The sequence below is a fragment of the Paraburkholderia phymatum genome, from assembly GCF_040965635.1.
In the GTDB taxonomy this organism is placed as follows: Bacteria; Pseudomonadota; Gammaproteobacteria; order Burkholderiales; family Burkholderiaceae; genus Paraburkholderia; species Paraburkholderia phymatum_B.
The window spans coordinates 42,752-64,427 of sequence record NZ_JBFRCH010000001.1; the positions used below are offsets into that span (position 1 = coordinate 42,752).

Annotated in this window: 16 protein-coding genes, 1 tRNA gene and 2 pseudogenes; 14 read left to right on the plus strand and 5 right to left on the minus strand. The window is 60.4% G+C overall.

All coding sequences use genetic code 11. The annotated features are described in order from the left end of the window. The first annotated feature begins 130 nt into the window (after positions 1–130). The 10 genes and pseudogenes from AB4Y32_RS00220 (at position 131) to AB4Y32_RS00265 (ending at position 10,332) form a co-directional block, all read left to right on the plus strand. Positions 131–1,285: a pyridoxal phosphate-dependent aminotransferase gene (locus AB4Y32_RS00220; RefSeq protein ID WP_368719426.1), complete on the plus strand. Its 1,155-nt coding sequence runs from the start codon at positions 131–133 to the stop codon at positions 1,283–1,285. Positions 1,286–1,295: 10 nt separating this feature from the next. Next, entirely contained in the window at positions 1,296–2,138 is an 843-nt protein-coding gene (locus tag AB4Y32_RS00225; RefSeq protein ID WP_368719427.1) for a carbon-nitrogen hydrolase family protein, read from the plus strand. A 23-nt stretch (positions 2,139–2,161) separates the two neighbouring features. Beyond that, positions 2,162–2,953, plus strand: coding sequence for an ABC transporter substrate-binding protein (locus AB4Y32_RS00230; protein ID WP_368719428.1), 792 nt, complete (start codon positions 2,162–2,164; stop codon positions 2,951–2,953). 198 nt (positions 2,954–3,151) lie between these two features. Continuing rightward, positions 3,152–3,904: an anti-sigma factor gene (locus AB4Y32_RS00235; protein ID WP_368719429.1), complete on the plus strand. Its 753-nt coding sequence runs from the start codon at positions 3,152–3,154 to the stop codon at positions 3,902–3,904. Positions 3,905–4,047: 143 nt separating this feature from the next. Beyond that, positions 4,048–4,566 (plus strand): RNA polymerase sigma factor, encoded by a 519-nt coding sequence (locus AB4Y32_RS00240; RefSeq protein WP_368719430.1) that lies wholly within the window; start codon positions 4,048–4,050, stop codon positions 4,564–4,566. Further along, positions 4,563–5,405, plus strand: a complete 843-nt coding sequence (locus AB4Y32_RS00245) for an anti-sigma factor (RefSeq protein WP_368719431.1) — start codon at positions 4,563–4,565, stop codon at positions 5,403–5,405. Before AB4Y32_RS00240 ends, AB4Y32_RS00245 begins: the two co-directional genes overlap by 4 nt. Positions 5,406–5,599: 194 nt before the next feature. Further along, positions 5,600–5,869 (plus strand): DUF4148 domain-containing protein, encoded by a 270-nt coding sequence (locus AB4Y32_RS00250; protein WP_368719432.1) that lies wholly within the window; start codon positions 5,600–5,602, stop codon positions 5,867–5,869. Between the two features lie 296 nt (positions 5,870–6,165). Further along, on the plus strand, positions 6,166–7,617 hold the full coding sequence (locus AB4Y32_RS00255; protein ID WP_368719433.1) for a hypothetical protein: 1,452 nt from the start codon (positions 6,166–6,168) through the stop codon (positions 7,615–7,617). Then, positions 7,511–8,203 (plus strand): annotated as a pseudogene (locus AB4Y32_RS00260) (IS3 family transposase). Before AB4Y32_RS00255 ends, AB4Y32_RS00260 begins: the two are co-directional and overlap by 107 nt. Before the next feature lie 74 nt (positions 8,204–8,277). Further along, positions 8,278–10,332 (plus strand): ATP-dependent endonuclease, encoded by a 2,055-nt coding sequence (locus AB4Y32_RS00265; RefSeq protein ID WP_368719434.1) that lies wholly within the window; start codon positions 8,278–8,280, stop codon positions 10,330–10,332. 269 nt (positions 10,333–10,601) lie between these two features. Here the strand turns inward: AB4Y32_RS00265 and AB4Y32_RS00270 are convergent. Continuing rightward, positions 10,602–10,677: transfer RNA gene (locus AB4Y32_RS00270), tRNA-Lys, on the minus strand. A gap of 215 nt (positions 10,678–10,892) precedes the next feature. On the opposite strand from AB4Y32_RS00270, the gene AB4Y32_RS00275 reads away from it, so the two are divergent. Together AB4Y32_RS00275 and AB4Y32_RS00280 are read left to right on the plus strand one after the other, a co-directional pair. After that, complete coding sequence (locus AB4Y32_RS00275; protein ID WP_087732290.1) at positions 10,893–11,297, plus strand: PaaI family thioesterase; 405 nt, start codon at positions 10,893–10,895, stop codon at positions 11,295–11,297. A gap of 56 nt (positions 11,298–11,353) precedes the next feature. Beyond that, positions 11,354–12,220 (plus strand): annotated as a pseudogene (locus AB4Y32_RS00280) (patatin-like phospholipase family protein). Positions 12,221–12,265: 45 nt separating this feature from the next. Here AB4Y32_RS00280 and AB4Y32_RS00285 read toward each other — a convergent pair. Further along, positions 12,266–13,279 carry a D-2-hydroxyacid dehydrogenase family protein gene (locus AB4Y32_RS00285; RefSeq protein WP_368719435.1) on the minus strand — a complete coding sequence of 338 codons (1,014 nt, stop codon included), beginning with the start codon at positions 13,277–13,279 and terminating at the stop codon, positions 12,266–12,268. A gap of 348 nt (positions 13,280–13,627) precedes the next feature. Between AB4Y32_RS00285 and AB4Y32_RS00290 the strand changes: the two genes are divergently transcribed. Both AB4Y32_RS00290 and AB4Y32_RS00295 read left to right on the plus strand, forming a co-directional pair. After that, complete coding sequence (locus AB4Y32_RS00290) at positions 13,628–15,484, plus strand: phosphoenolpyruvate carboxykinase (GTP) (RefSeq protein ID WP_368719436.1); 1,857 nt, start codon at positions 13,628–13,630, stop codon at positions 15,482–15,484. Between the two features lie 332 nt (positions 15,485–15,816). Continuing rightward, positions 15,817–16,908 (plus strand): LysR family transcriptional regulator, encoded by a 1,092-nt coding sequence (locus AB4Y32_RS00295; RefSeq protein ID WP_368719437.1) that lies wholly within the window; start codon positions 15,817–15,819, stop codon positions 16,906–16,908. Between the two features lie 153 nt (positions 16,909–17,061). Here AB4Y32_RS00295 and AB4Y32_RS00300 read toward each other — a convergent pair whose 3' ends face one another. The 3 genes from AB4Y32_RS00300 to dprA all read right to left on the minus strand — a co-directional run bounded on the left by AB4Y32_RS00300 (position 17,062) and on the right by dprA (position 21,640). After that, on the minus strand, positions 17,062–19,722 hold the full coding sequence (locus tag AB4Y32_RS00300; protein ID WP_368719438.1) for a DNA topoisomerase III: 2,661 nt from the start codon (positions 19,720–19,722) through the stop codon (positions 17,062–17,064). A gap of 312 nt (positions 19,723–20,034) precedes the next feature. Beyond that, positions 20,035–20,412 carry a thioredoxin family protein gene (locus AB4Y32_RS00305; RefSeq protein ID WP_368719439.1) on the minus strand — a complete coding sequence of 126 codons (378 nt, stop codon included), beginning with the start codon at positions 20,410–20,412 and terminating at the stop codon, positions 20,035–20,037. A 52-nt stretch (positions 20,413–20,464) separates the two neighbouring features. Continuing rightward, positions 20,465–21,640, minus strand: a complete 1,176-nt coding sequence (gene dprA / locus AB4Y32_RS00310; protein WP_368719440.1) for a DNA-processing protein DprA — start codon at positions 21,638–21,640, stop codon at positions 20,465–20,467. Between the last annotated feature and the right edge of the window lie 36 nt (positions 21,641–21,676).

Consider the following 21,676-nt stretch of genomic DNA (forward strand, 5'->3'; position numbering starts at 1 on the left):
GCGAAACGCATGCCGCGCATGACAAACTTTCGTTTGTTCTCGCGCGCGCGTTGTTGCCTAATCGTTCAAACTGGACGGGACCGACGCATCACGCATGGCCCGCCGATTTGCAGCGAGGAGGAGGAATTTCATGCAGAGCGCTTTGCAAGCCCGCTCGAAGTTGCCGGACGTCGGCACGACGATCTTCACGGTCATCGGCCAACTGGCCGCCGAACACAATGCGCTGAACCTGTCGCAAGGCGCGCCGAATTTCTCGCCCGATGAAGCGCTAGTCGATGGCGTGACCAAGGCGATGCGCGCGGGTCACAACCAGTACGCGCCGATGGCGGGCATTGGCGCATTGCGCGCGGTGCTCTCGGCGAAAGTGGAAACGCTGTACGGCGTGCACTACGATCCGTCGACGGAAGTGACCGTGATCGCGAGCGCGAGCGAAGGGCTGTACTCGACGATCAGCGCGCTCGTGCATCCCGGCGACGAAGTGATCTACTTCGAGCCGTCGTTCGACAGCTATGCGCCCATCGTGCGTCTGCAAGGCGCGAAGCCGATCGCGATCAAGCTCACATCGCAAGACTTCCGCGTGAACTGGGACGAAGTGTCCGCAGCAATCACGCCGAAGACGCGGATGATCATCGTCAACACGCCGCACAATCCGACCGCGACGATCTTCAGCGACGCCGATATCGAGCGCCTGAAAGCGGTCACTCGCAACACGGATATCGTGATTCTGTCTGACGAAGTGTATGAGCACGTCGTGTTCGACGGCGCGAAGCATCACAGCATGGCGCGTCATCGCGAGCTCGCGGAGCGCAGCGTGATCGTGTCGTCGTTCGGCAAGTCGTATCACGTGACGGGCTGGCGCGTCGGCTACTGCCTTGCGCCCGCCGCGCTGATGGACGAGATTCGCAAGGTCCATCAGTTCATGGTGTTTTCCGCCGATACGCCGATGCAATACGCGTTCGTCGAAGCGCTCGCGAATCCGCAGAGCTATCTGGGCCTCTCGGAGTTTTATCAGCACAAGCGCGATCTGCTGACGCGCGAGTTGCGCGACTCGCGTTTCGAGCTGTTGCCGAGCGAAGGCAGCTTCTTCGTGCTCGCGCGTTTTCGCGGCTTCTCTGACGAAAAGGACAGCGACTTCGTGCTGCGCCTGATCCGCGATGCGAAGGTCGCGACCATTCCGCTGTCGGCGTTCTATACGGACGGCACCGATGGCGGCCTCATCCGTCTGAGTTTTTCGAAGGACGACGACACGCTGATCGAAGGCGCGCGCCGTCTGCGCTCGATTTGAGGACCACGCGATGATGCAGGAATCGATCAAGGCCGCCGTCGTGCAGATGAGCAGTAGCGCGGACGTCCAGCAAAATCTCGGCGAAGCGCGGCGTTGGGTGCACGAGGCGGCGCGCGAGGGCGCAACGCTGATCTGCCTGCCCGAATACTTCTGCTGGATCGGCGATGACGAAATGCAGCGCGTCGCTCTCGCCGAAGCATTCGGCGATGGCCCGATTCAACACGCGCTATCCGAACTGGCGCGCGAGACGAAGGCGTGGCTGATCGGCGGCACGGTGCCGATCCGGCCGTCGCAGGGTCCACAGGTCGGCACGCATGCGTACAACACGTCGCTTGTGTTCGATCCGTCGGGGCAGTGCGCGGCACGCTACGACAAGATTCATCTGTTCAGCTTCAATCAGGGCGCCGAGCAGCACGCGGAAGGCGATACGATGGTCGGCGGCGACAGCATCGGCACGGTTAAAGGTCCGTTCGGAGCGCTGCGTTTGTCGGTGTGCTACGACTTGCGCTTTCCCGAGCTATATCGCGCGGGGCCTGATGCCGACGTGATCGCCGTGCCCGCCGCCTTCACGCACACGACGGGGCTCGCGCATTGGGAGTTGCTGCTGCGGGCGCGGGCCGTCGAAAATCAGGCCTTCGTGCTCGCGTCCGGTCAGTGCGGCATGCACTCGAACGGGTGGCGGACTTTTGGCCACAGTATGATCGTCGGGCCGTGGGGTGAAGTGCTCGCGCGTCACGACGACGAACCCGGCATCGCTCTCGCGACGCTGACCCAGGCCGCGCTCGACGAAGCGCGCAACCGTCTGCCGGTGCTTCAGCATCGGCGCATCGCTACGCCGTCTGACGTGCGTTGAAAATAAAGGGAAGGAGATCAACGATGAAGCTTGTGAAGAATCTGCTGATGCTGGCGTGCGCGTTTGCGTCGGTTGCGACGGCGTCGGCGATGGCCGCCGATGCGACGACGCTGCGCTATGGACTCGAAGCGCAATATCCGCCGTTCGAATCGAAGGGATCGAATGGCGAATTGCAGGGCTTCGATATCGACATCGGTAACGCGGTCTGCAAGACCGCAAACCTGAAGTGCAGCTGGGTCGAGACGTCGTTCGACGGTTTGATTCCGGCGCTGCAAGGCCGCAAGTTCGACGCGATCAACTCGGCGATGAACGCAACGGAAAAGCGCCGCCAGGCCATCGACTTCACCAACGTGATCTACCGCGTGCCGACGCAGCTGATCGCGCGCAAGGACAGCGGCCTGCTGCCCACGCCCGAATCGCTGAAGGGCAAGCGCGTCGGCGTGTTGCAGGCGTCGATTCAGGAAACGTATGCGAAGGCGCACTGGGAGAACGCCGGCGTGGCGGTCGTGCCGTATCAGGACCAGAACCAGGTGTACACGGATCTCGTCGCGGGCCGTCTCGATGCGACGCTCGTACTTGCGCCTGCGGGGCAAACGGGCTTTCTGTCGCGTCCCGACGGCAAGGACTACGCGTTTGTCGGCCAGCCCGTGCGCGACGACAAGATTCTCGGCAGCGGCATTGCGTTCGGCGTTCGCAAGGGCGATACGGCGCTGCGCGACCAGTTGAACGCGGCCATCGCGAAGGTGCAGGCGGACGGCACGGTCAAGACGCTTGCGCAGAAATACTTCGGCAATATCGACGTTTCGGCGAAGTAAGCCGCTTCGGTTCTCTGCCTCTTTTTGCGCGGCATTTTCTGCCGCATTTTTCTGTATTACGCGCCGCATGGCTTCCGTCATGTGGCGCGTTTCTTTTTGCCTAACATCTGACGAATGAGTCGTTGAAAGCGGCTGGAATAAAGTCCGCAATGGTCCTGTTAGCGCAACAGGAGCCTCATTCTGTACGACCGAACCGTCATGTCCCTCACTCATTCGCCGACCGACACGCCGCTCACCGAAGCGGACATGCAGGCGTTCGCCGACGGCAATCTGCCGCCGGAACGGGCGGCGCGCGTGCGCAAGTACCTGGGCTTGCGGCCGCGCGAGGCCGAGCGGATCGCGTTCTACCGGCATCTGAACATGCAGATGCGCGACGTTTTTGAGGGCGCGTTTGCGCAGCGCATTCGCGCGTCGCGCGCCGACCGTGCGCAGACTGCCAATTTCCGTTCGAGGGCGCGCAGGTTCTTTCTGCAGCGTGTTGGCGTGGCGTTGCTTGGCGTCGCGCTGCTTGTAGCGTCGGTGAGCGGGTGGTTTTTCGCGTCGCGTGTATCGACGGAAATGCTCGAAGCGACGGCCGTGATGGCGTTGATGCGCGCTTCGGTGCAGCGGAGCGGCGGAGCGGCGGTGGCTGTGCCGAACGATCCGCACGCCGCCGATCTTGCGCCGCTGGGGCTGAAGCTCGTCGATGTGCGGACGCGTCGTCCGAACGCATTCGCCCATATCGACATACTCGACTACAGGAACGCGGACGGTGATGCAGTCGTGCTGGTTTCGTCGTGGGCGCCGTTCGCAGCCGACAAGCCGCATTGGTTCGCGCAACGCGTCGGTGACGTGCGGCTTCTGATGTGGACGGCCGACGGCAAGCGTTACGTGCTGGCAGGACGCGCAACCACGCACGGACTGATGCGCGCCGCCGATGCGCTGACAATGCGCCAACAAAACGTTGAGTGAACGCACGGACGGCTTGTCGATTTGCGCGCGCGTGAGGTCATTGAAAACCGCGCGGAATAAAATTCAGCAGATTGTGTTCTCTGCATCGAGAGGCGACGCGCGCGGCGGTATGCGTGCCGAGCGATACCTGATGAGTAGAGGAAATGGACATCCGTAACGAGTTGATGGAGCACGTGCCGCGATTGCGCCGTTATGCAAGGGCGCTGATAAGCAATCGCGATCTCGCGGACGATCTCGTGCAGGACACGCTCGAACGCGCGCTGACGCGCACGAAAATGTTCCAGGCCGGAACGGATTTGCGTGCGTGGCTTTTCACGATCATGCACAACGTATTCATCAATCAGGTGCGCAAGTCGTCGACGCGCGCGGTCCATGTTTCCGTCGATGACGAGAGCATTGTCGAAAGCGAATTCGCCGTGTCGGGCGAGCAGACACGCTCGCTCGAAGTGCGCGACCTCGATTACGCATTGCAGCGGCTGCCTGCGGATCAGCGCGAAGTCGTGTTGCTCGTCGGGCTCGAGGAAATGAGTTACGCCGAAGTGGCGATTGCGCTCGACATACCCGTCGGCACGGTGATGTCGAGGCTTTCGCGCGGACGCGAGCGTTTGCGTGCGTTGATGGCGGGTGCTCAACCCGGCGCAAAACTGAAGGTGGTGCGATGAGCGATCAACAGACTCCGATCAGCGACGAAGACATTCACGCGTATGTGGACGGAACGCTGTCCGATGAACGCCGTGAAGAAGTGGAGCGCGCGCTCGAAATGAACCCTGCGTTGGCCGCGCGCGTCAGCGATTACTTCTCGTTGAACAACATGTTCCATGAGCGCTATGACCGTGTGTTGAACGAGCCGGTGCCTGCGCGTTTGCGTATGCACGAGCGTCGCTGGCTCAGTGCGGCGAACTGGCCGCAGTTCGCGGGGATGGCAGCGGCGCTGGTGTTGGGCATCGGCATTGGCGTCGGCACGAACATGGGCAAGTACATGCCTGCGCCGTGGGCGAGTTCGTCACAGGGGCCGTCGCAGGGTTCGTCGAATACGCGACCAGTGAGCGCGGATATTTCCGAAGTCTTTGCACAAAAGGCGGCGTTGGCGCATGTCGTGTATATGCCTGCCGTCGATCGTCCCACGGATATCGACGAGGGGCACGAGGAAGATTTCGTGCAATACCTGTCGAACAAGCTGGGCACCGATGTGCATCCGCCGATGCTCACCAAAAGCGGATTCCAGCTCGCCGGCGGCCGCGTATTGCCGGGCGACGATGGGCCTGTCGCGCAGTTCATGTATCACAACGCCAAAGGCGAGCGCGTGACGCTTTGCATTTCCCATCGGAAGGCGAGCGCGAATACGACTGCGTTCAAGCTGTATCAGGAAGGGCCGGTGAATGTGTTCTATTGGGTCGACGGCGATTTCGGATATGCGGTGTCGGGTGGGATCGATCGCAATGTGATGCTGCAGATCGCCCACGACGTCTATGCGCAATTGACGGGCGCGACACCGGGCTGATCGCTTGACCGCTTATGCGTTGACGGCTGCATCTTTGGATGCAGCCATTTTTTGTTTTGCATAGATAGTTAGTGATACATAATTATTTGGGAAGGTACGTTGTGGTTGGCAATTCTTTTTGATCGACGGGAATAGATCGCGGTGACGCGTGGTTTATCAGCGTGCGTACCGCACGTTTTTCAAAGGAGTTGGCAATGAAGATGTTCGCAATGTTGGCCGTATCCGTCGCGGCCCTCGGTTCGACGAATGTATTCGCGCAGAGCAAGACGCGCGCGCAGGTGTATCAGGAACTGATCGAGGCGCAGCAGAACGGGCTGAACTTCGTCACGGACGCTTCGTATCCGGATGTGAATCCGGCGTTTCAAGGAACCGTCGAGTATCTGAAGAAGCAGGCGATTGCGAAGGCCGAAAGCGCAAACCGTATGGCGAAGGCCGCTTCGGATGCGGCGGTACCTGGGAATTGAATCGAAGCCGTTCGGGGGACCTTTAGAGGCGGTTGAAAGAGCAAAAGGCCGGTCAGCTTTCGCTAGACCGGCCTTTTTAGATTTCTTGGTGGGACGTGAGTGACTCGAACACTCGACCTACGGATTAAGAGTTCCCGCGTTTTCGTGTTGCTTTGACAATAAATGACAAGTTTTAGGGCCAGAAAACATTGATCCCCGCCGCGCGGCGGGGTTATAAGCGGGACAGGCCGTAACAGGCCGACATCGCGGCCCGCCTGAATCCGTATTTGCAGTCCTGACTTTGGGTCGCGTCTCTCATGAAACCCACCAAGGAGGCGCGCCTATCCATGGCGACACGTCACGGTCAACCGCATCACCCCGCCGCACCGGCGGCACCAGAAACGCCTCAACTTCCACAGTGGCAACCTCTGAACTGGAGCTTTCCTTTCGTACCCACCAGCGGCAATGACGCCGATCCCCAGACATGGCTGAGTGCGCTGTCCAATTCTGACGGCGGGTTCTATCCGCTTGGCCTGAGTGGCATGTATCACGGCGGCATCCACTTCGACGCGGGCACAGGCGGCAAGCTGAAACAGGGCGATGGCGTCAGGGCCATTGCCGATGGCGAGGTGGTGGCCTACCGGCTGGATTCCGCTTATCCCCAACTGATCTATCCGACCACACCGCCGCGCTACGCGCTGTACTCGACGGGCTTCGTGCTGATTCGCCACAGGCTTGTGCTGCCGCCCGCGCCGAGCACATCGGGACCATCTGGCGCATCATCAACGGCGGCAACTCCGGCTTCGGGTGCGTCCGCAACGACCGCCAGCGGCCCGCAGGCTTACCAGCCACCCGCCGACGACGTACTGGAGTTCTACAGCCTGTACATGCATCAGCTTGACTGGAAGGGATATCAGGCCGCGCAGACGGAGGGCGGCAACCCGCGTGCGCCGTCAATTCACCCGCTGCCCTTCTGGCACGGCGAGAGGCAATTCCTGGTCGGTAGCAAGGCAAACGGCCACCAGGCCCTGCCCCGGCAACCCAGCACGCCGCTGAACTTCGGCACGCATTCGGGCGCGCTGGACGAGGGCACGCTGGGCAGTGGCGCGTTGCTCGGGAGTGCTGCATCAGGCCCGGCCCTGGGAAGCGTTGATGCGCTCTCAAAGTATCCGGACAGGGTGCGGTACACCGTGCCGCCAGCCAGTCCGGCAGACGCTCTGCAGAATGCCATTACGCCCCAAACCGGTGTTCGCATCTGTGACCGTGCATCGGGCTCGGTCATCGGCCTGTTGCCGCGCGGTGGCGAACTCAAGGTCGTAGGTAATGCCGCAAAAGGCTGGGCGCAGATTGCAACCGTTACGAAGGGTACACCGATTGCCGCTCTCGCTGGGGGGACGGCCGATCCGCGCGCCGCGACGGGCTGGGTAAATCTTGATGAACTCCAGGCGGTTGTCGATCCGAAGCCGCTGGATACGATCGTCGTGCTCGATACGCCATTCAAGGTTAACGCGGGCGATGTGGTGGGCTATCTGGGCGAGTACCAGACCTCCACCCAGGCGAGCACGCTGCCGCCGAAGCCCGCCCGCCCGCTGCTTCACGTCGAGGTGTTCACTGGGGCGCAGATTACGGATTTCATCAAGCACAGCCAAGGTACCGCACCAGGTGTACACGGCAGAGTTCAAGAAAGCGGCCGTGCAACGAGTCAGGGACGGGCAAAGCGTAAGCGCTGTGGCCCGCGAACTGGGCATGTCGATGCAGACGCTGCGTAACTGGCTCAAAGCGTCGGAAGCCGGCAAGCTCAATGGTCCCGGGGCGAAGGTCGTCACAGCGGAACAGATGGAGCTTTCGCGTCTGCGGGCGGAGAACAAGCGCTTGCAGATGGAGCTGGAAATCGCAAAAAAAGCGGCGGCGTTCTTCGCGAAGGACCTCCTGTGAAGTTCGCCTGGATTGACACGCAGTGCCGACACTATCCGCTGTCGGCGCTGTGCGAGGTCCTTGGTGTAAGCGTCAATGGCTACCGCGCGTGGAAGCGCGGCGGCACACCCGAGCGACAGCGGCTCACCGATGCCCAGTTGCTCACGTTGATTCGAACGATTCATGCCAAGTTCAAAGGTGCCTACGGTTCGCCGCGCATGACCGACGAGGTGCGCTCTCGCGGCTTTCCGGCCAGCAAAGCACGGGTGGAGCGGCTGATGAGCGCCAACGGTACACGGCACGAGGTATCGCACGCATCGCGAAGCCATTGCGGACTTGTTCGAATACATCGAAGTGTTTTATAACCGCAGTCGTCGTCATTCATCGCTCGGCTTCACGTCGCCAACTCAGTTCATGCAAGACTGGCTTCCCGCTCCATAGACTAGCGGATGCGGGGGCGAAGCCGCTCATAAAGTGAGAGGCGAGTTATATCAAATTGAAAAAACGGAGAGGCCATGCATTTGCAATCGCTAAAGGTTGTTAATTTTCGTGCGCTTAAGAATATTGAAATCGAATTTGATAATCAGGTCAATGTCATAGTTGGACCAAATGCCATTGGGAAAAGTACGATTCTTGAGGCAATTAGACTTGTAAAAGCGATGCTGTCGCCTAGAACGCAAAATGAAAGTAATCAAGCGTTATTTGCATTGGGTGCAGCATCGCCGCATATCCCAAACAGGTTGAAGATGAACGCGATTGCACAGGACGAAACGCAGCCCGTCGTCATTTCCTGCCGATATAAATTTACGGACGAAGAAGTGAGTTGGCTTAGAGCTTCGACGGAGCAAATCGCCACCAATGTCGTTCAAGCCCGAATGGGTCAATCATTTGCAAGTCCTGGCGCTCTCATTTCGTTTTTATCATCACCACAAGGAAAAAACGAAATCGAAAAAGCGACCAACGAAATAAGGGGCGAATGGGCGGCGATCGATGGGGCCGCTCAAAGGCTGTTGCTCGAACTTACAATTACGCCCGGTGTCGGGCCGACTTCTACCGGTAGCCAGATAGGACCGGTTTTGTTGGCAGCGTTGGAGGCCCGCAACCCGCCGGGTCGAACGATATTTAGCTACTTCCCTGCCGATCGTGCCCTTCCGTCAGGCGAACAACCCGTACAATTAGGGGCGGGTGATTCAGGCCAACAACTTGAATCGCACAATTCTCAACCGCAGCTTAAATATGCGAGATTGAAAAACACTATCTTTTCCGCCATCGTAATGAGCGAACAAGATAGGGAGCAGTTGTTTAGTGAATTTCATCGAATTTTTTCTGGCATCCTGAAAGGAAGGCATATCAAGGGCGTTGGTATCAACGAACTCGGCCTGCTTTCAATAATGATCGAGGACGAAACTGGTCGGCAGTTCGATTTAGACAGCATGAGCAGCGGTGAAAAGGGACTAATACTGACTTTTTTACTCGTTGAGCGAACGTTAGTTGAAGGCGGTTTGATTTTATTGGACGAACCCGAACTTCACCTTAACCCGGCCGTAAGCAAGGAACTTCTGCCTTTTATCGTGGATCAATACGCAACGCGAAAAAATCTACAACTCATCATCTGTTCGCATTCGCCCGAAATTCTAGCGGGCGCATTTGATCGAGACGAATGCTCGCTTTATAGCTTAACGTCCGGGAGCATGCTTACGAAGGTGAGGCGACAAGATCAAGACGTTATTGCGTCCGCGTTGCGAAAATTGGGAACATCAGAAAGTGAAGAGCTTTTGTATAAAGGAATAATCTTTGTAGAAGGACCCGACGATGTTTTGGTTTTAGAAACGGGTTTCGGGGATATGTTGCGACGGCTCAAGTTGAAAGATCTGGGCGGTCGTATTGAAGTTGAAAGGCAAATTGAATTACTGCAATCAGCGGAAAAGGACGCTCCGTCAACATCAATGCGGTACTTTATCTTTGATAAAGACGATGCGCCGAGCAATCTTAAGAGCACTGAAACGGTCAAGGTTCTACAGTGGGATCGACGCTGTCTCGAAAATTATTTGCTAGACATCGATGCAATTACCGATCTTTTGATGGACCCGGAAATCGTGAAAGAACCTTTCGCAAGCATGGGTGAAGTAAATCAATTCCTCAAATCTTTCGCTTTCAATCAACTTACAGAACGGGCTGCGCGAGAAGTGTATGCAAGCCACGAGTTTGGGGATGTCGGTATGCGACCCAACGACATAAAGGGAAAAGATACGCCGGGGATTGCGAGTACCTTATTTGCGCGGTTGATTGCAATGAAAGACCGGCTGGATGCAGTCTCAGAAGACGGCTGGAAGCCGGAATTCGAAAAGGCCTGTGCTGCTCGAAAAGAGCAACTTCAAGCAGTTTGGGAGATCAAGTGGCGGGAAGAATGCGATGGAAAGCGACTTTTTCAGGACATCGGCGCATCGGGGCGACTTCGAATGAACGTTCGGAATTTTAAGAAGCGGGTTATTGTTCAAATGAGAAACACCCAGTCCGAGAATTGGCGTTCCGTAAAGAGCCTAATATCTGCGCTGACGGGTGCTATGTAGGAAGGTGCAAGGCGCGATGCGCCGGGGGCAAACGCCAGTGCATTGCCAATGTCTACGCCGACGTGCCCCAAGCGCGGGCGCGTCGCTGGCGTCAAACTCAAATGCCCGGTGCGCCCGTGCCAATCTAACGGTCGGGAATGCAGCGGGTGAGCTTCCATTAATGTGGCTAGGCTGTGCCCGATTGATCGTGAGTGCCTACACAGTGCCTACACGAAATCCAGAAAGCAAAAAGCCCGGTCGCAATTACCGGGCTAAGTGCTTGAATTCTTTGGTGGGGCGTGAGTGACTCGAACACTCGACCTACGGATTAAGAGTCCGCTGCTCTACCAACTGAGCTAACGCCCCAAACAGAAGAAAGAGTATGCAGGAGTTTTTCCAGCTTGGCAAGCGTATCTCGCAAATTTCTTAAAAACGATTCGCGCGGTTTCGCGATCGCCGGGCCCGAGAGGACCGCACGAAAGTCACCGACAGCGCCATCGAAGCGCACGGGCGTTCGTCCCGGTATCATGTCGCGACACCACGCCACGCGGCGTTCCGCGTGGCCCGAACGGGAAATCATGATGGACGAAAACGAAGTCCGGGCGTTGCTCGATCGAGTGCTCGCGCCGTGGGTGCGGGCGTTGTCGATGACCCCAGTAAAAGTGGACGACGAGAGCGCCACGCTGACGCTGCCGTTCTCGGGCGAACTGCGGCACAGCGGCGGCGTGATCTGCGGACAGGTCTTCATGGCGGCCGCCGACACGGCGATGGTCGTCGCCATTTCCGCAGCGCTCGGCGGATTCAAGCCGATGACGACCGTTTCGCTGAACATCAGCTTCATGCGCGCCGTCCGCAAGGGCGATGTCGTCATCACGGCGCGCGTGCTTCGGATGGGCCGCAATCTCGTGTTCGGCGAAGTCGAGCTGTTCGACGAGGCCGGCAAGATGGCCGTGCATGCCACCACGACTTACGCGCTGCTCGACTGAGGCCGCGCGCCCGCCGACGACGCCAACGCGCTTCGGCAACGGAAGGAAATCAACGGATGTTCGATCAGGTCGTATTCGCCGGCGGCGGTAATCGCTGCTGGTGGCAAGCAGGCTTCTGGGACATCGTCCAGCCGGAACTGGACATTAGACCGCGCGTCATCACGGGCATCTCGGCGGGCGCGGCCACCGCGTGCATGCTCTACACGCGCGACGCCGACTGGGTGATGCGCTATTACTAGAACGCGCTGCGCAACAACGCGAAGAACGCTTACTGGGGCAACCTGCTGCGCGGCGAGTCGGTGTTTCCGCACTACCGGATCTACCGACAGGCGCTGCTCGACATCTACGGCGAGAAGTTTTCGCAACTGGCGAAGGCGCCTGAAATACGCATCGGCGTGTCGCATGTGCCGCGCTGGCTGGGCGCGCGCAGCGCGGTCGCTGCCGGACTGATCGCGTACAACATCGAGAAATACATTCGCAAGACCTTGCATCCGACGCTCGGTCAGTCGCTCGGCTTTCATCCGGAATTCGTGCGTGCGCAGGATTGCGCGAACGCCGACGAGCTCGCGGACCTGATTCTCCAGTCGTCTTGCACGCCGCCGTTCACGCCCGTCCTGCGTCGCAACGGGCGGCCCGTGCTGGATGGCGGAATGGTCGACAACGTGCCAGTCGGCGCGCTCGACCCTACGCCCGGCAACGTGCTGGTGATGGTGACGCGGATTTATCCGCGTCCGCGGATGTTCATCGTGCCGCACGGCGCGCAGCAGCGGCTGTATGTCCAGCCGTCGTGCAAGGTGCCGATTTCGAGCTGGGACTACACGAGTCCGTCACAGATGCAGCACGCCTACAATCTCGGCCGCGCGGACGGTGAGCATTTTCTACAACGAATTCCAGAACTGATCGAGGCCGCCGCTCACGACTGAAGCGTTCGGGGCAGTGCAGCGGCCCGCGAAGGGGCCGCGCGCAACTCACTTCCGGCGACCGCCCTGCAACGCTTCCGGATTCGCGACGCTCGACGTGTCGCCCTGATCGAACGCGAGAATGTTCCTGAACGCCGCGCCGAAGTAAAGCTCGTAGCTTTCCTTTTCGACGTAGCCGATGTGCGGCGAGCAGATCACGTTTTCCATCCGTAGCAGGCTGTAGCCTTGCAGGATCGGCTCGCTTTCGTAGACGTCGATCGCAACCATGCCCGGCCGGTTGTGCGACAGCGCGCCGATCAGCGCGTTTTCTTCCAGCAGCTCGGCGCGGCTCGTGTTGACGAAGAGCGCAGTCGGTTTCATGCGCAACAGATCGTCCTGTTTGACGATGCCGCGCGTGTCGTCGTGCAGACGCAAATGCAGCGACAGCACGTCGCTCTGCTCGAACAGCGCTTCACGGCTTTCCGCGACTGTGTAGCCGTCGGCGACTGCCGCTTCGCGCGTATGCTCGCGGCCCCAGATCAACACGTTCATGCCGAACGCCTTGCCGTATCCGGCGACGAGCCGGCCGATCTTGCCGTAACCCCAGATACCGAGCGTCTGTCCGCGCAACACCTGACCCAGTCCGAAGTTCGGCGGCAGCGCCGACGTTTTCAGGCCCGATTGTTGCCATGCCCCCTGTTTAAGGTTTGCCACGTATTGCGGAATCCGTCTCTGCGCGGCCATGATGAGAGCCCACGTCAGTTCGGCGGGAGCGATGGGCGACCCGACGCCTTCGAGCACGGCAATCCCGCGTTCCGTACAGGCTGCCATGTCGATATGGCTTCCTGCCTTCCCCGTCTGGCTGATCATGCGCAGGTGCGGAAGCTTGTCGAGCAGTTGCGAGCTGATGCGGGTACGTTCGCGAATCAGGACCAGCGCGTCGACTTCTGACAGACGACTGGCGAGCTGGCCGAGGCCGCGCACGGTATTGTTGAAAACCTTGACCTCGTGGTCGGCGAGCAGTTGGAAACAGTCGAGCTTGCGGACGGCGTCTTGATAGTCGTCAAGGATGGCAATCTTCATGGCGTATGTGTTTTGCGGCGCACCACGCGGGTGCGGAACGGAGTGTCTGTTTGGGTGTCCCATCATGTGACCTGGACCACATGATGCTTATATTGAATGCCGTACCGTATAAAGACCCGCTATGACGGAGCCACGACGGTAAGGCAAATTCTCTAATTTTTAACAGTTTGTTGCATGTCCACGCAAGCCGCTTTACACACGGTTTCACGTGCCTGCGACAGGCTGTAAAGGCCCTTACGACCTGCACCATCGCGCGAGGAAAAATCTCGTGCGCGGATTGCGCCTCTCGCATGCAGCGTTGCAGGGCTAGCACCGTTTTTCTTCTTCTACCAAAACGGAGACAGCTCGATGAATCATCCCGCATTTGCAGGCCAAACAACCGTGGAAGCGCCTGCCTGGGTCAAACACCAAAAACTGATCGAGTGGGTGCAGCGCATCGCGGCGCTGGCGAAGCCTGAGCGGATTGTCTGGTGCGACGGTTCACAGGAGGAATACGACCGCCTGTCAGCGCAGATGGTCGCAGCCGGCACCCTCATAAAGCTCAACCCGGCCAAACGGCCGAATTCCTATCTCGCATGCTCCGATCCATCCGACGTCGCGCGCGTCGAGGACCGCACGTTCATCTGCTCGCAGCGCCACGAGGACGCCGGTCCGACCAACAACTGGATCGAGCCCGCCGAAATGCGCGCGACGCTCGACGGCCTGTTCGACGGCGCGATGCGCGGCCGCACGATGTTTGTCGTGCCGTTCTCGATGGGGCCGCTCGGTTCGCCGATCGCGCATATCGGCGTGGAACTGACGGACAGCCCGTACGTCGTCACGAACATGCGGATCATGACGCGCATGGGTCGCAAGGTGTACGACGTGCTCGGCGAGAATGGCGAGTTCGTGCCATGCGTGCATTCCGTCGGCGCGCCGCTCGCGGCCGGCCAGAAAGACGTGCGCTGGCCGTGCAACGACACGAAGTACATCGTGCATTTCCCGGAAGCGCGTGAAATCTGGAGCTACGGCTCGGGCTATGGCGGCAACGCGCTGCTCGGCAAGAAGTGCTTTGCGCTGCGCATCGCGTCGACGATGGGCCGCGACCAGGGCTGGCTCGCCGAACACATGCTGGTGCTCGGCGTGACATCGCCGGAAGGCAAGAAGCATCACGTCGCGGCCGCGTTCCCGTCGGCGTGCGGCAAGACCAATTTCGCGATGCTGATTCCGCCGACAGGGATGAACGGCTGGAAGATCACGACGATCGGCGACGATATCGCGTGGATCAAGCCGGGCAAGGACGGGCGCCTCTACGCGATCAATCCTGAAGCCGGCTATTTCGGCGTCGCGCCGGGCACGAGCGAAAAGACGAACTTCAACGCGATGGCGACGCTGAAGGAAAACGTGATCTTCACGAACGTCGCGCTGACCGACGACGGCGACGTCTGGTGGGAAGGCATGACGGATGAACCGCCCGCGCACCTGATCGACTGGCAAGGCAACGACTGGACGCCGGCGATCGCGAAGGAAACGGGCCGCAAGGCCGCGCATCCGAATGCGCGCTTCACGGCGTCCGCTTCGCAATGTCCTTCGATCGACGCCGATTGGGAGAACCCCGAGGGCGTGCCGATCGACGCGTTCATCTTCGGCGGGCGCCGCTCGACGACGGTGCCGCTCGTCACGGAAGCGCGCGACTGGGTGGAAGGCGTCTACATGGCCGCGACGATGGGCTCCGAAACGACGGCCGCGGCGGCCGGCCAGCAGGGCGTCGTGCGGCGCGATCCGTTCGCGATGCTGCCGTTTTGCGGCTACAACATGAGCGATTACTTCGGCCACTGGCTGAAAACGGGCGCAAGGCTCGAGCAGATGAGCGTGCGCGCACCGAAGATCTTCTGCGTCAACTGGTTCCGCAAGGGCGACGACGGCAAATTTGTGTGGCCCGGGTTCGGCGAGAACATGCGCGTATTGCGCTGGATGGTGGACCGGATCGAAGGCAGGGCGCAGGGCGAGGAGCACGCGTTCGGCATTTCGCCGCGCTACGAGGACATCGACTGGAGCGGACTCGATTTCACCCGCCAGCAGTTCCAAAAGGTGATTTCCGTCGATGACGCCGCGTGGCGCAAGGAACTGAAGTTGCACGCCGAACTTTTCGAGAAGCTGAAGCACGGACTGCCTGCGGCATTGCAAGATACGCGAAACGCGCTTGAGAAAAAGTTCGTCGCATAGTCATGTAAGTGCTCACTGACAACTGCTCAAGCCGCCTTCGGGCGGCTTTTTCATGTCCCGGCGCGACCTCGCAACGATGCTTTCGACCTGATTGGCGACGCCGACCGGCTGCTTCGCTATTTACGCTTTTTGGACGGTTTCGACGCAATGCAGCAAATTATTTCGCAGAGAGGAACAATCGATCGTTCGCTATTCCGTCCTCGAAGATATTGACTCGAAATTTTATAAAATTTCCGGAATCGTGGGCAACTTCTGCAGGATTTCCCTGGTCGTAGGAAAATTCCAAGTGTGCTTCCTGTTCCGAGGGAGCTGCAATACGGCAGGAGTTGTCCATGGATCATTTGCAGTCGATGCGAGTATTCGTCAAGGTGGCGGATCTCGGAAGTTTCGCCCGCGCGGCTAGCGCGATGGATATTTCGAACGCAGTCGCAACCCGTCACGTCGCCGATCTCGAAGGCCGTCTTGGTACCCGACTGCTCAACCGCACCACCCGTAGTCTTTCTCTGACCGAGTCCGGTCAGGTTTATCTCGAACGCGCTCGCCAGATCCTCGACGAGCTGGAGGACGTCGAACAGATGGTCGTCGCGCGCAATCACGAGCCTGTTGGCACGCTGCGCATCGTCGCGCCTGTCGTGTTCGGCCTGCACAACCTCGCTCCCGTGCTCCAGACATATGCCGAGCGCTATCCCAAGGTGATTCCCGATGTGACGCTGGTCGACCGTCAGGTGGATCTCGTTGAAGAAGGCTTCGACGTGGGCGTCGTGATCGCGCGCCATATGCGCAGCGCGAGCATCGTGACGCGCCGTCTGACGACCGGCTGCATGACCGTCTGCGCGACGCCGGCGTATCTGGAGAAGCACGGCACGCCGACGCGGCCGGAGCAGTTGCTGGAGCATCCGTGCCTGTCGCTGCCGTCCGAATACTGGGGCGACGAGCGCGTGTTCACGGGCCCGGACGGCGAAGTGCGCGTGCGTCCGACCAACGTGATCGTCGCGAACAACACGGAAATGCTGCGTCAGTTCGCGCTGCTCGGCATGGGCATCGCGATCCTCCCGAGCTACCTGATTGGCCGCGATACGACACGCGGCAAGCTGGTGCGTCTGTTGAGCGACTATCGTCTGCCGCAGGTCGAGATCAACATCGCGTATCCGAGCCGGCGTCACCTGCCCGCCAAGGTGCGCACGTTCATCGATCACCTCGTCGAGCACTTCAACCAGACGCCGAACAGCCAGCTTGGCGAGCAGTGGGTGAAGGATGGCGTGGATCGGACGCCGGCGATGCTGGAATCCTCGGCGATGTCGATGCCGCCCGAAGCGTTCGATGGCGCCGAGCCGCTGTCGAGCCTGCTGGACGCCGATATTCCCGCGAAGCCGTCGACGCGCACGATGAACCGTTCGCGCAGCGTCGCTTCGTCCACGCACTGAGCGAGTGACTGGTGCGCGTTTGTCAAAGAGAGCAGGCGTAAGTGCCGCGTAAAGGCGTAGCAAATTGCCGCGGAAAATAAAAAACGCAGTCGCCTGTTAAGGCAGACTGCGTTTTTTGTTGCGCGGACATTTGCGGCGCGAGCCGCGCGGGCCTTATGAGCCTGTCTTGCGCGCCGTGGTCTTCGATGCCGTCTTTGTGGCGGCCTTCCTTGCGGGCGCTTTCTTGGCGGCGGCCGTTTTTGCTGCAGCCTTTTTCACGGGCGCTTCGTTCTCGGCCTCTGCATCGGCGTCGTCAGCGACAGGCGCTGCCTTGCCCGCAGACTTCGCGGCCGCCGTTTTGGCCGCACCTTCCTTCGCTTCCTTCTTTTCGAACTCGAAGCCGATCTTGCCGTCGTTCTGCTTGACGAGATAGGCCTTGAAGTTGCGGCCCGTGCGCGACGATTTGAAATTCGTCAGCAGGTCAGTACGTCCGTCCTGAAGCAGCTTTGCCATCTGCTCACGCGCAATTTCCTGTTGCAGGATGACCTTGCCCGAGCGGAAATCGCACGTCTTCGGACTCGCGACCGAGTTCCCGCAGACGTAGCTCATGCCGTGCTCGAAAACCTTGCCGCCGCACTTCGGACACGCGCCGACGGACTCCTGCTCGGAAAAGTCCGGTGCTTCGCCGTCTTCGCCGCCCTGATCCTGTCCGAAATCGAATTCGAGCTTGTAGTTCTTTGTCTCTTCGTCGAACGAGAGTTTGAGAATCGCGGAAAACGGCCGGCCCATCTTGCTGCGGAAACCCGACAGCGGCCCGATTTCCTTCTTCTGCATCAACTCCTCGACTTCTTCGATTTCGAATTGCCGGCCGCCCGGAATCTTCGAGATTGAGAACTCGCATTTGGTACAGGCGAAACGGCGATAGTTTTCCTTCACCTGTCCGCCGCAATTCGGGCAGGGTGCTTGCAGCGTCGCGTAGTCGCCGGGAATCGTGTCGGAATCGTATTCCTTCGCGCGCTTGACGATGGTCTGCGTCATGCGGGCGATTTCCTGCATGAACGCGTCGCGCGGCAGCTTGCCGCGCTCCATTTGCGACAGCTTGTACTCCCATTCGCCCGTCAGTTCGGGCGCGGTCAGTTCCTTCACGCTGAGGCCGCGCAGGAGCGTCATCAGCTGGAAAGCCTTCGCGGTCGGAATCAGCTCGCGGCCTTCGCGGACCAGATACTTTTCGCCGAGCAGCCCTTCGATGATCGCCGCGCGCGTGGCCGGCGTGCCGAGCCCCTTCGCAGCCATCGCTTCGCGCAGTTCGTCGTCTTCGACGAGCTTGCCCGCGCCTTCCATCGCCGAGAGCAGCGTCGCTTCGTTGTAGCGTGCGGGCGGCTTGGTGACGAGTTGCTGCGCGGCGATCTTGTCCGTCTTGACCTTCTCGTCCTTTTTCACGGGGACGAGGTTCGCATCTTCGCTGCCCGTTTCGCGGCCATAGACCTGAAGCCAGCCCGCTTCGACAAGCACCTTCCCTTCGGTCTTGAAATGATGGCCGACGACCTCCGTGACGCGCGTGGTCACGCGGTATTCGGCAGCCGGGAAGAACACGGCGAGGAAGCGCTTGACGACGAGGTCATACAGCTTCTGCTCGGGTTCGGATAGCACTTTTGGCGCCTGCAGCGTCGGGATGATGGCGAAGTGATCGCTGATCTTCGAGTTGTCGAAGATGCGCTTGTTTGGCTTCACCCAGCCCTTGTCGAGCACCTGCTTCGCGTGCGGCAGATAGTTGTTGCTCTCCTTGAGCATCTCCATCGTGTGCTTGACCGTCTCCAGATAGTCTTCCGGCAGCGCGCGCGCGTCGGTACGCGGATAGGTCAGCACCTTGTGCTTTTCGTACAGCGCCTGGGCGAGCGCGAGCGTGTTCTTCGCCGAGAAGCCGAAGCGGCCGTTGGCCTCGCGCTGGAGACTGGTGAGGTCGAAGAGCGCCGGGGACAACTGCGTCGACGGCTTCGATTCTTCCGTCACATTGCCGATCTGCCCACGACACGCGGCGACGATCGTTTCGGCCGCCGGCAGGCTCCAGAGACGCGAATCGCGCTTCTCCGGATCGAATTCGTCTCTCTTGAACTTCGGATCAAACCAGCGGCCTTCGTAGAAGCCCGCGCCGCAGACGAATTCCGCCTTCACTTCCCAGTAATCACGCGGCACGAAGCGGCGAATTTTCTCTTCGCGCTCGACGACGATCGACAGCGTCGGCGTCTGCACGCGCCCGACCGTGGTCAGGAAGAAGCCGCCGCCTTTGCTGTTGAACGCGGTCATCGCGCGCGTGCCGTTGATGCCGACGAGCCAGTCCGCTTCCGAGCGGCATCGCGCGGCGTCCGCGAGCGGTTGCATCTCGGAGTCGCTGCGCAATTGCGCGAAGCCTTCGCGGATCGCGGCGGGCGTCATCGACTGCAGCCACAGACGCTGCACCGGCTGTTTCGCTTTTGCGTGCTGCGCGATCAGGCGGAAAATCAGCTCGCCCTCGCGCCCCGCGTCGCATGCGTTAATCAGTCGGTCGACGTCTTTTCGCCTGATCAGCTTGTTCAGCACCTTCAGCCTGGATTCGCTTTTTGCAATCGGATTCAGGTCGAAATGGGGCGGAATAACGGGAAGATTGGCGAAACTCCATTTTCCCCGTTTGACTTCGTATTCTTCCGGCGCCGCGATCTCGAGCAGATGGCCGACCGCCGACGAGAGGACGAAATCGTCGCTCTCGAAGTACTCGTCATGCTTGGTAAAACCGCCCAAAGCCCGCGCGATGTCGTTCGCGACAGATGGCTTTTCGGCGATGATCAGTGCTTTGGACATGACTGAAAATAAATTGGTGGATTCGGGTTGGTACCTCGGGTTTTCCCGCCCGGGTTTGGCACCCATTAACGACCGCTTTATAGCACACGCCGCAGCAGCGGCAATCGGTGAGCCCAAAAAAGCGGGTCATCATAATTGCGCGCAGATCGATTGGGCAAGCGTGTGACGGCCGTTGTCAGGTGCGCCTTTCGAAGGCACGTCGTGCGACTTTTGCCGCGTCCGGCAGCGATTTCCGCAATCGTCGTGCCGGTCGGGCGGCCGCCGCAGCCGCGCACCGCAATCAGACGCGATTTGTTGCGTTTCTGGTACGAATCAGGCTTCGAGCAACGCTGGGCGCATTTTCGGCGCGCCTTTCACGCCCGGCAGCGCCGTCAGATCGACGAGCATCCGTTCGACGATCGACGCTTGCGGCAATACAGTTCCAAAAAACCGCGTGGTCGTGCTGTCCTCAATAAGAATTGTTGGGAAATTCTCAACATCAAGGTCGTCAAAACGGTCCGCGTGCGTTTCGATATCGATCCACGCAAAGCAAATGTCGGGATGCTTGTCCGCCAGCACGTCGAACGCCGCGCGGTATTCCCGGCAGGTGCCGCACCATTCCGCGCACAGGCACGCAACGAAAAGCGTCTCGCGGTCATTGACGCGCTCGGCGATCCGTTTCGAGTCTGAGTCCAGGTTGAACGCGGGCATGGTGGTTCCTTCGGCATGACATGGTTATTTGGCGCGAATGTAGCACGAGGCCTTATGCGCCGTGCGCAGCGCGAACGTATCGGCCGCCGGGCAGCGCACACAGTTCTCCGGCTAGCTCCAGCCGCAGCAGCGTGCTTTGCAGCAGCGTGTCGTCCATTTCGGTGCGTTCGGCCAGAATTTCAAGCGTCGCGGGCGAATGGCCAAGCGCGTCGAGCAGGCGCCCGGCCTCGGCAGTCAATCCGCAATCGCCTTCGCCGCGCGCGGATTCGTCGGCGGACCGTATTTGCGGCAGCGCCCGCAGCCGACGCGTCGGCACGGGCGCCGGCGGCGGCGTGGCGAATCCCAACTCTTCGAGCACATCTTCCGGCGTTTCGACGAGCTTCGCTCCCTGCTTGATCATCCGGTGACAGCCGCGCGCCAGCGGAGCGTGGATCGAACCGGGAATCGCGAATACGTCACGACCCATTTCGTTGGCAAGCCGGGCGGTGATCAGCGAGCCCGAGCGCATGGCTGCCTCGACGATCAGCACGCCGCTCACGAGCCCGGCAATCAGCCGGTTGCGCTGCGGAAAGTGCGCGGAGCGGGCGGGCGTGCCGAGCGGCCATTCCGACATGATCGCGCCGCGTTCCGCGATCTGTTGTGCGAGAGCTTGATGCGAAGGCGGATAGACGATATCCGCGCCCGTCCCGATAACGGCGATCGTGCTGCCGCGCCCCTGAAGCGCGCCGCGATGCGCCGCGCCGTCTATCCCCAAGGCCAGCCCCGACACAATGGTCAATCCTGCATCGGACAGCGTGAGCGCAAAGCGGGCGGCGTCTTCGAGGCCCTGCGGCGTCGCGCTTCGGCTGCCGACGACTGCGACGCCGCGAGCATGCAGCAACTCGATGCGCCCCTTTACATATAGCAGCGGCGGTGGATCGGGCATGGTCAGGAGCGCGGGCGGGTAGGCGGGATCGTCGAGCGTGACGAGCGCGTTGCCGGGCAGTTCGCGCCATGCTCGCGCCGCATCGAGCAGCGCGGCGAAGTCCGGTGCTGGCGGCGCGAGGGCGGCGCGGGCGGAGGCTTCGTCGGTTGTCTGAGCGAGCGCGGCGAACGGTTGCGCGAGCACCGCGTCCGGAAGGCCGAAGGCGGTCAACATCTCGCGCAGCGCTGCTGGCTTCAGTCCGGGCGCCATCGCGAGCCGCAGCCAGGCGGACAGTTCGTCGTCAGTGAGGGGAAGGGTCTGCATCGCTTGCGTCCTCGCGCACGGCAACCGGCCTGGCGG

Coding starts and splice junctions, on each gene's coding strand:
- AB4Y32_RS00220 (WP_368719426.1), top strand. CDS start 131: ATGCAGAGCGCTTTGCAAGCCCGCTCGAAGTTGCCGGACGTCGGCACG.
- AB4Y32_RS00225 (WP_368719427.1), top strand. CDS start 1,296: ATGATGCAGGAATCGATCAAGGCCGCCGTCGTGCAGATGAGCAGTAGC.
- AB4Y32_RS00230 (WP_368719428.1), top strand. CDS start 2,162: ATGAAGCTTGTGAAGAATCTGCTGATGCTGGCGTGCGCGTTTGCGTCG.
- AB4Y32_RS00235 (WP_368719429.1), top strand. CDS start 3,152: ATGTCCCTCACTCATTCGCCGACCGACACGCCGCTCACCGAAGCGGAC.
- AB4Y32_RS00240 (WP_368719430.1), top strand. CDS start 4,048: ATGGACATCCGTAACGAGTTGATGGAGCACGTGCCGCGATTGCGCCGT.
- AB4Y32_RS00245 (WP_368719431.1), top strand. CDS start 4,563: ATGAGCGATCAACAGACTCCGATCAGCGACGAAGACATTCACGCGTAT.
- AB4Y32_RS00250 (WP_368719432.1), top strand. CDS start 5,600: ATGAAGATGTTCGCAATGTTGGCCGTATCCGTCGCGGCCCTCGGTTCG.
- AB4Y32_RS00255 (WP_368719433.1), top strand. CDS start 6,166: ATGAAACCCACCAAGGAGGCGCGCCTATCCATGGCGACACGTCACGGT.
- AB4Y32_RS00265 (WP_368719434.1), top strand. CDS start 8,278: ATGCATTTGCAATCGCTAAAGGTTGTTAATTTTCGTGCGCTTAAGAAT.
- AB4Y32_RS00275 (WP_087732290.1), top strand. CDS start 10,893: ATGGACGAAAACGAAGTCCGGGCGTTGCTCGATCGAGTGCTCGCGCCG.
- AB4Y32_RS00285 (WP_368719435.1), bottom strand. CDS start 13,279: ATGAAGATTGCCATCCTTGACGACTATCAAGACGCCGTCCGCAAGCTC.
- AB4Y32_RS00290 (WP_368719436.1), top strand. CDS start 13,628: ATGAATCATCCCGCATTTGCAGGCCAAACAACCGTGGAAGCGCCTGCC.
- AB4Y32_RS00295 (WP_368719437.1), top strand. CDS start 15,817: ATGGATCATTTGCAGTCGATGCGAGTATTCGTCAAGGTGGCGGATCTC.
- AB4Y32_RS00300 (WP_368719438.1), bottom strand. CDS start 19,722: ATGTCCAAAGCACTGATCATCGCCGAAAAGCCATCTGTCGCGAACGAC.
- AB4Y32_RS00305 (WP_368719439.1), bottom strand. CDS start 20,412: ATGCCCGCGTTCAACCTGGACTCAGACTCGAAACGGATCGCCGAGCGC.
- dprA (WP_368719440.1), bottom strand. CDS start 21,640: ATGCAGACCCTTCCCCTCACTGACGACGAACTGTCCGCCTGGCTGCGG.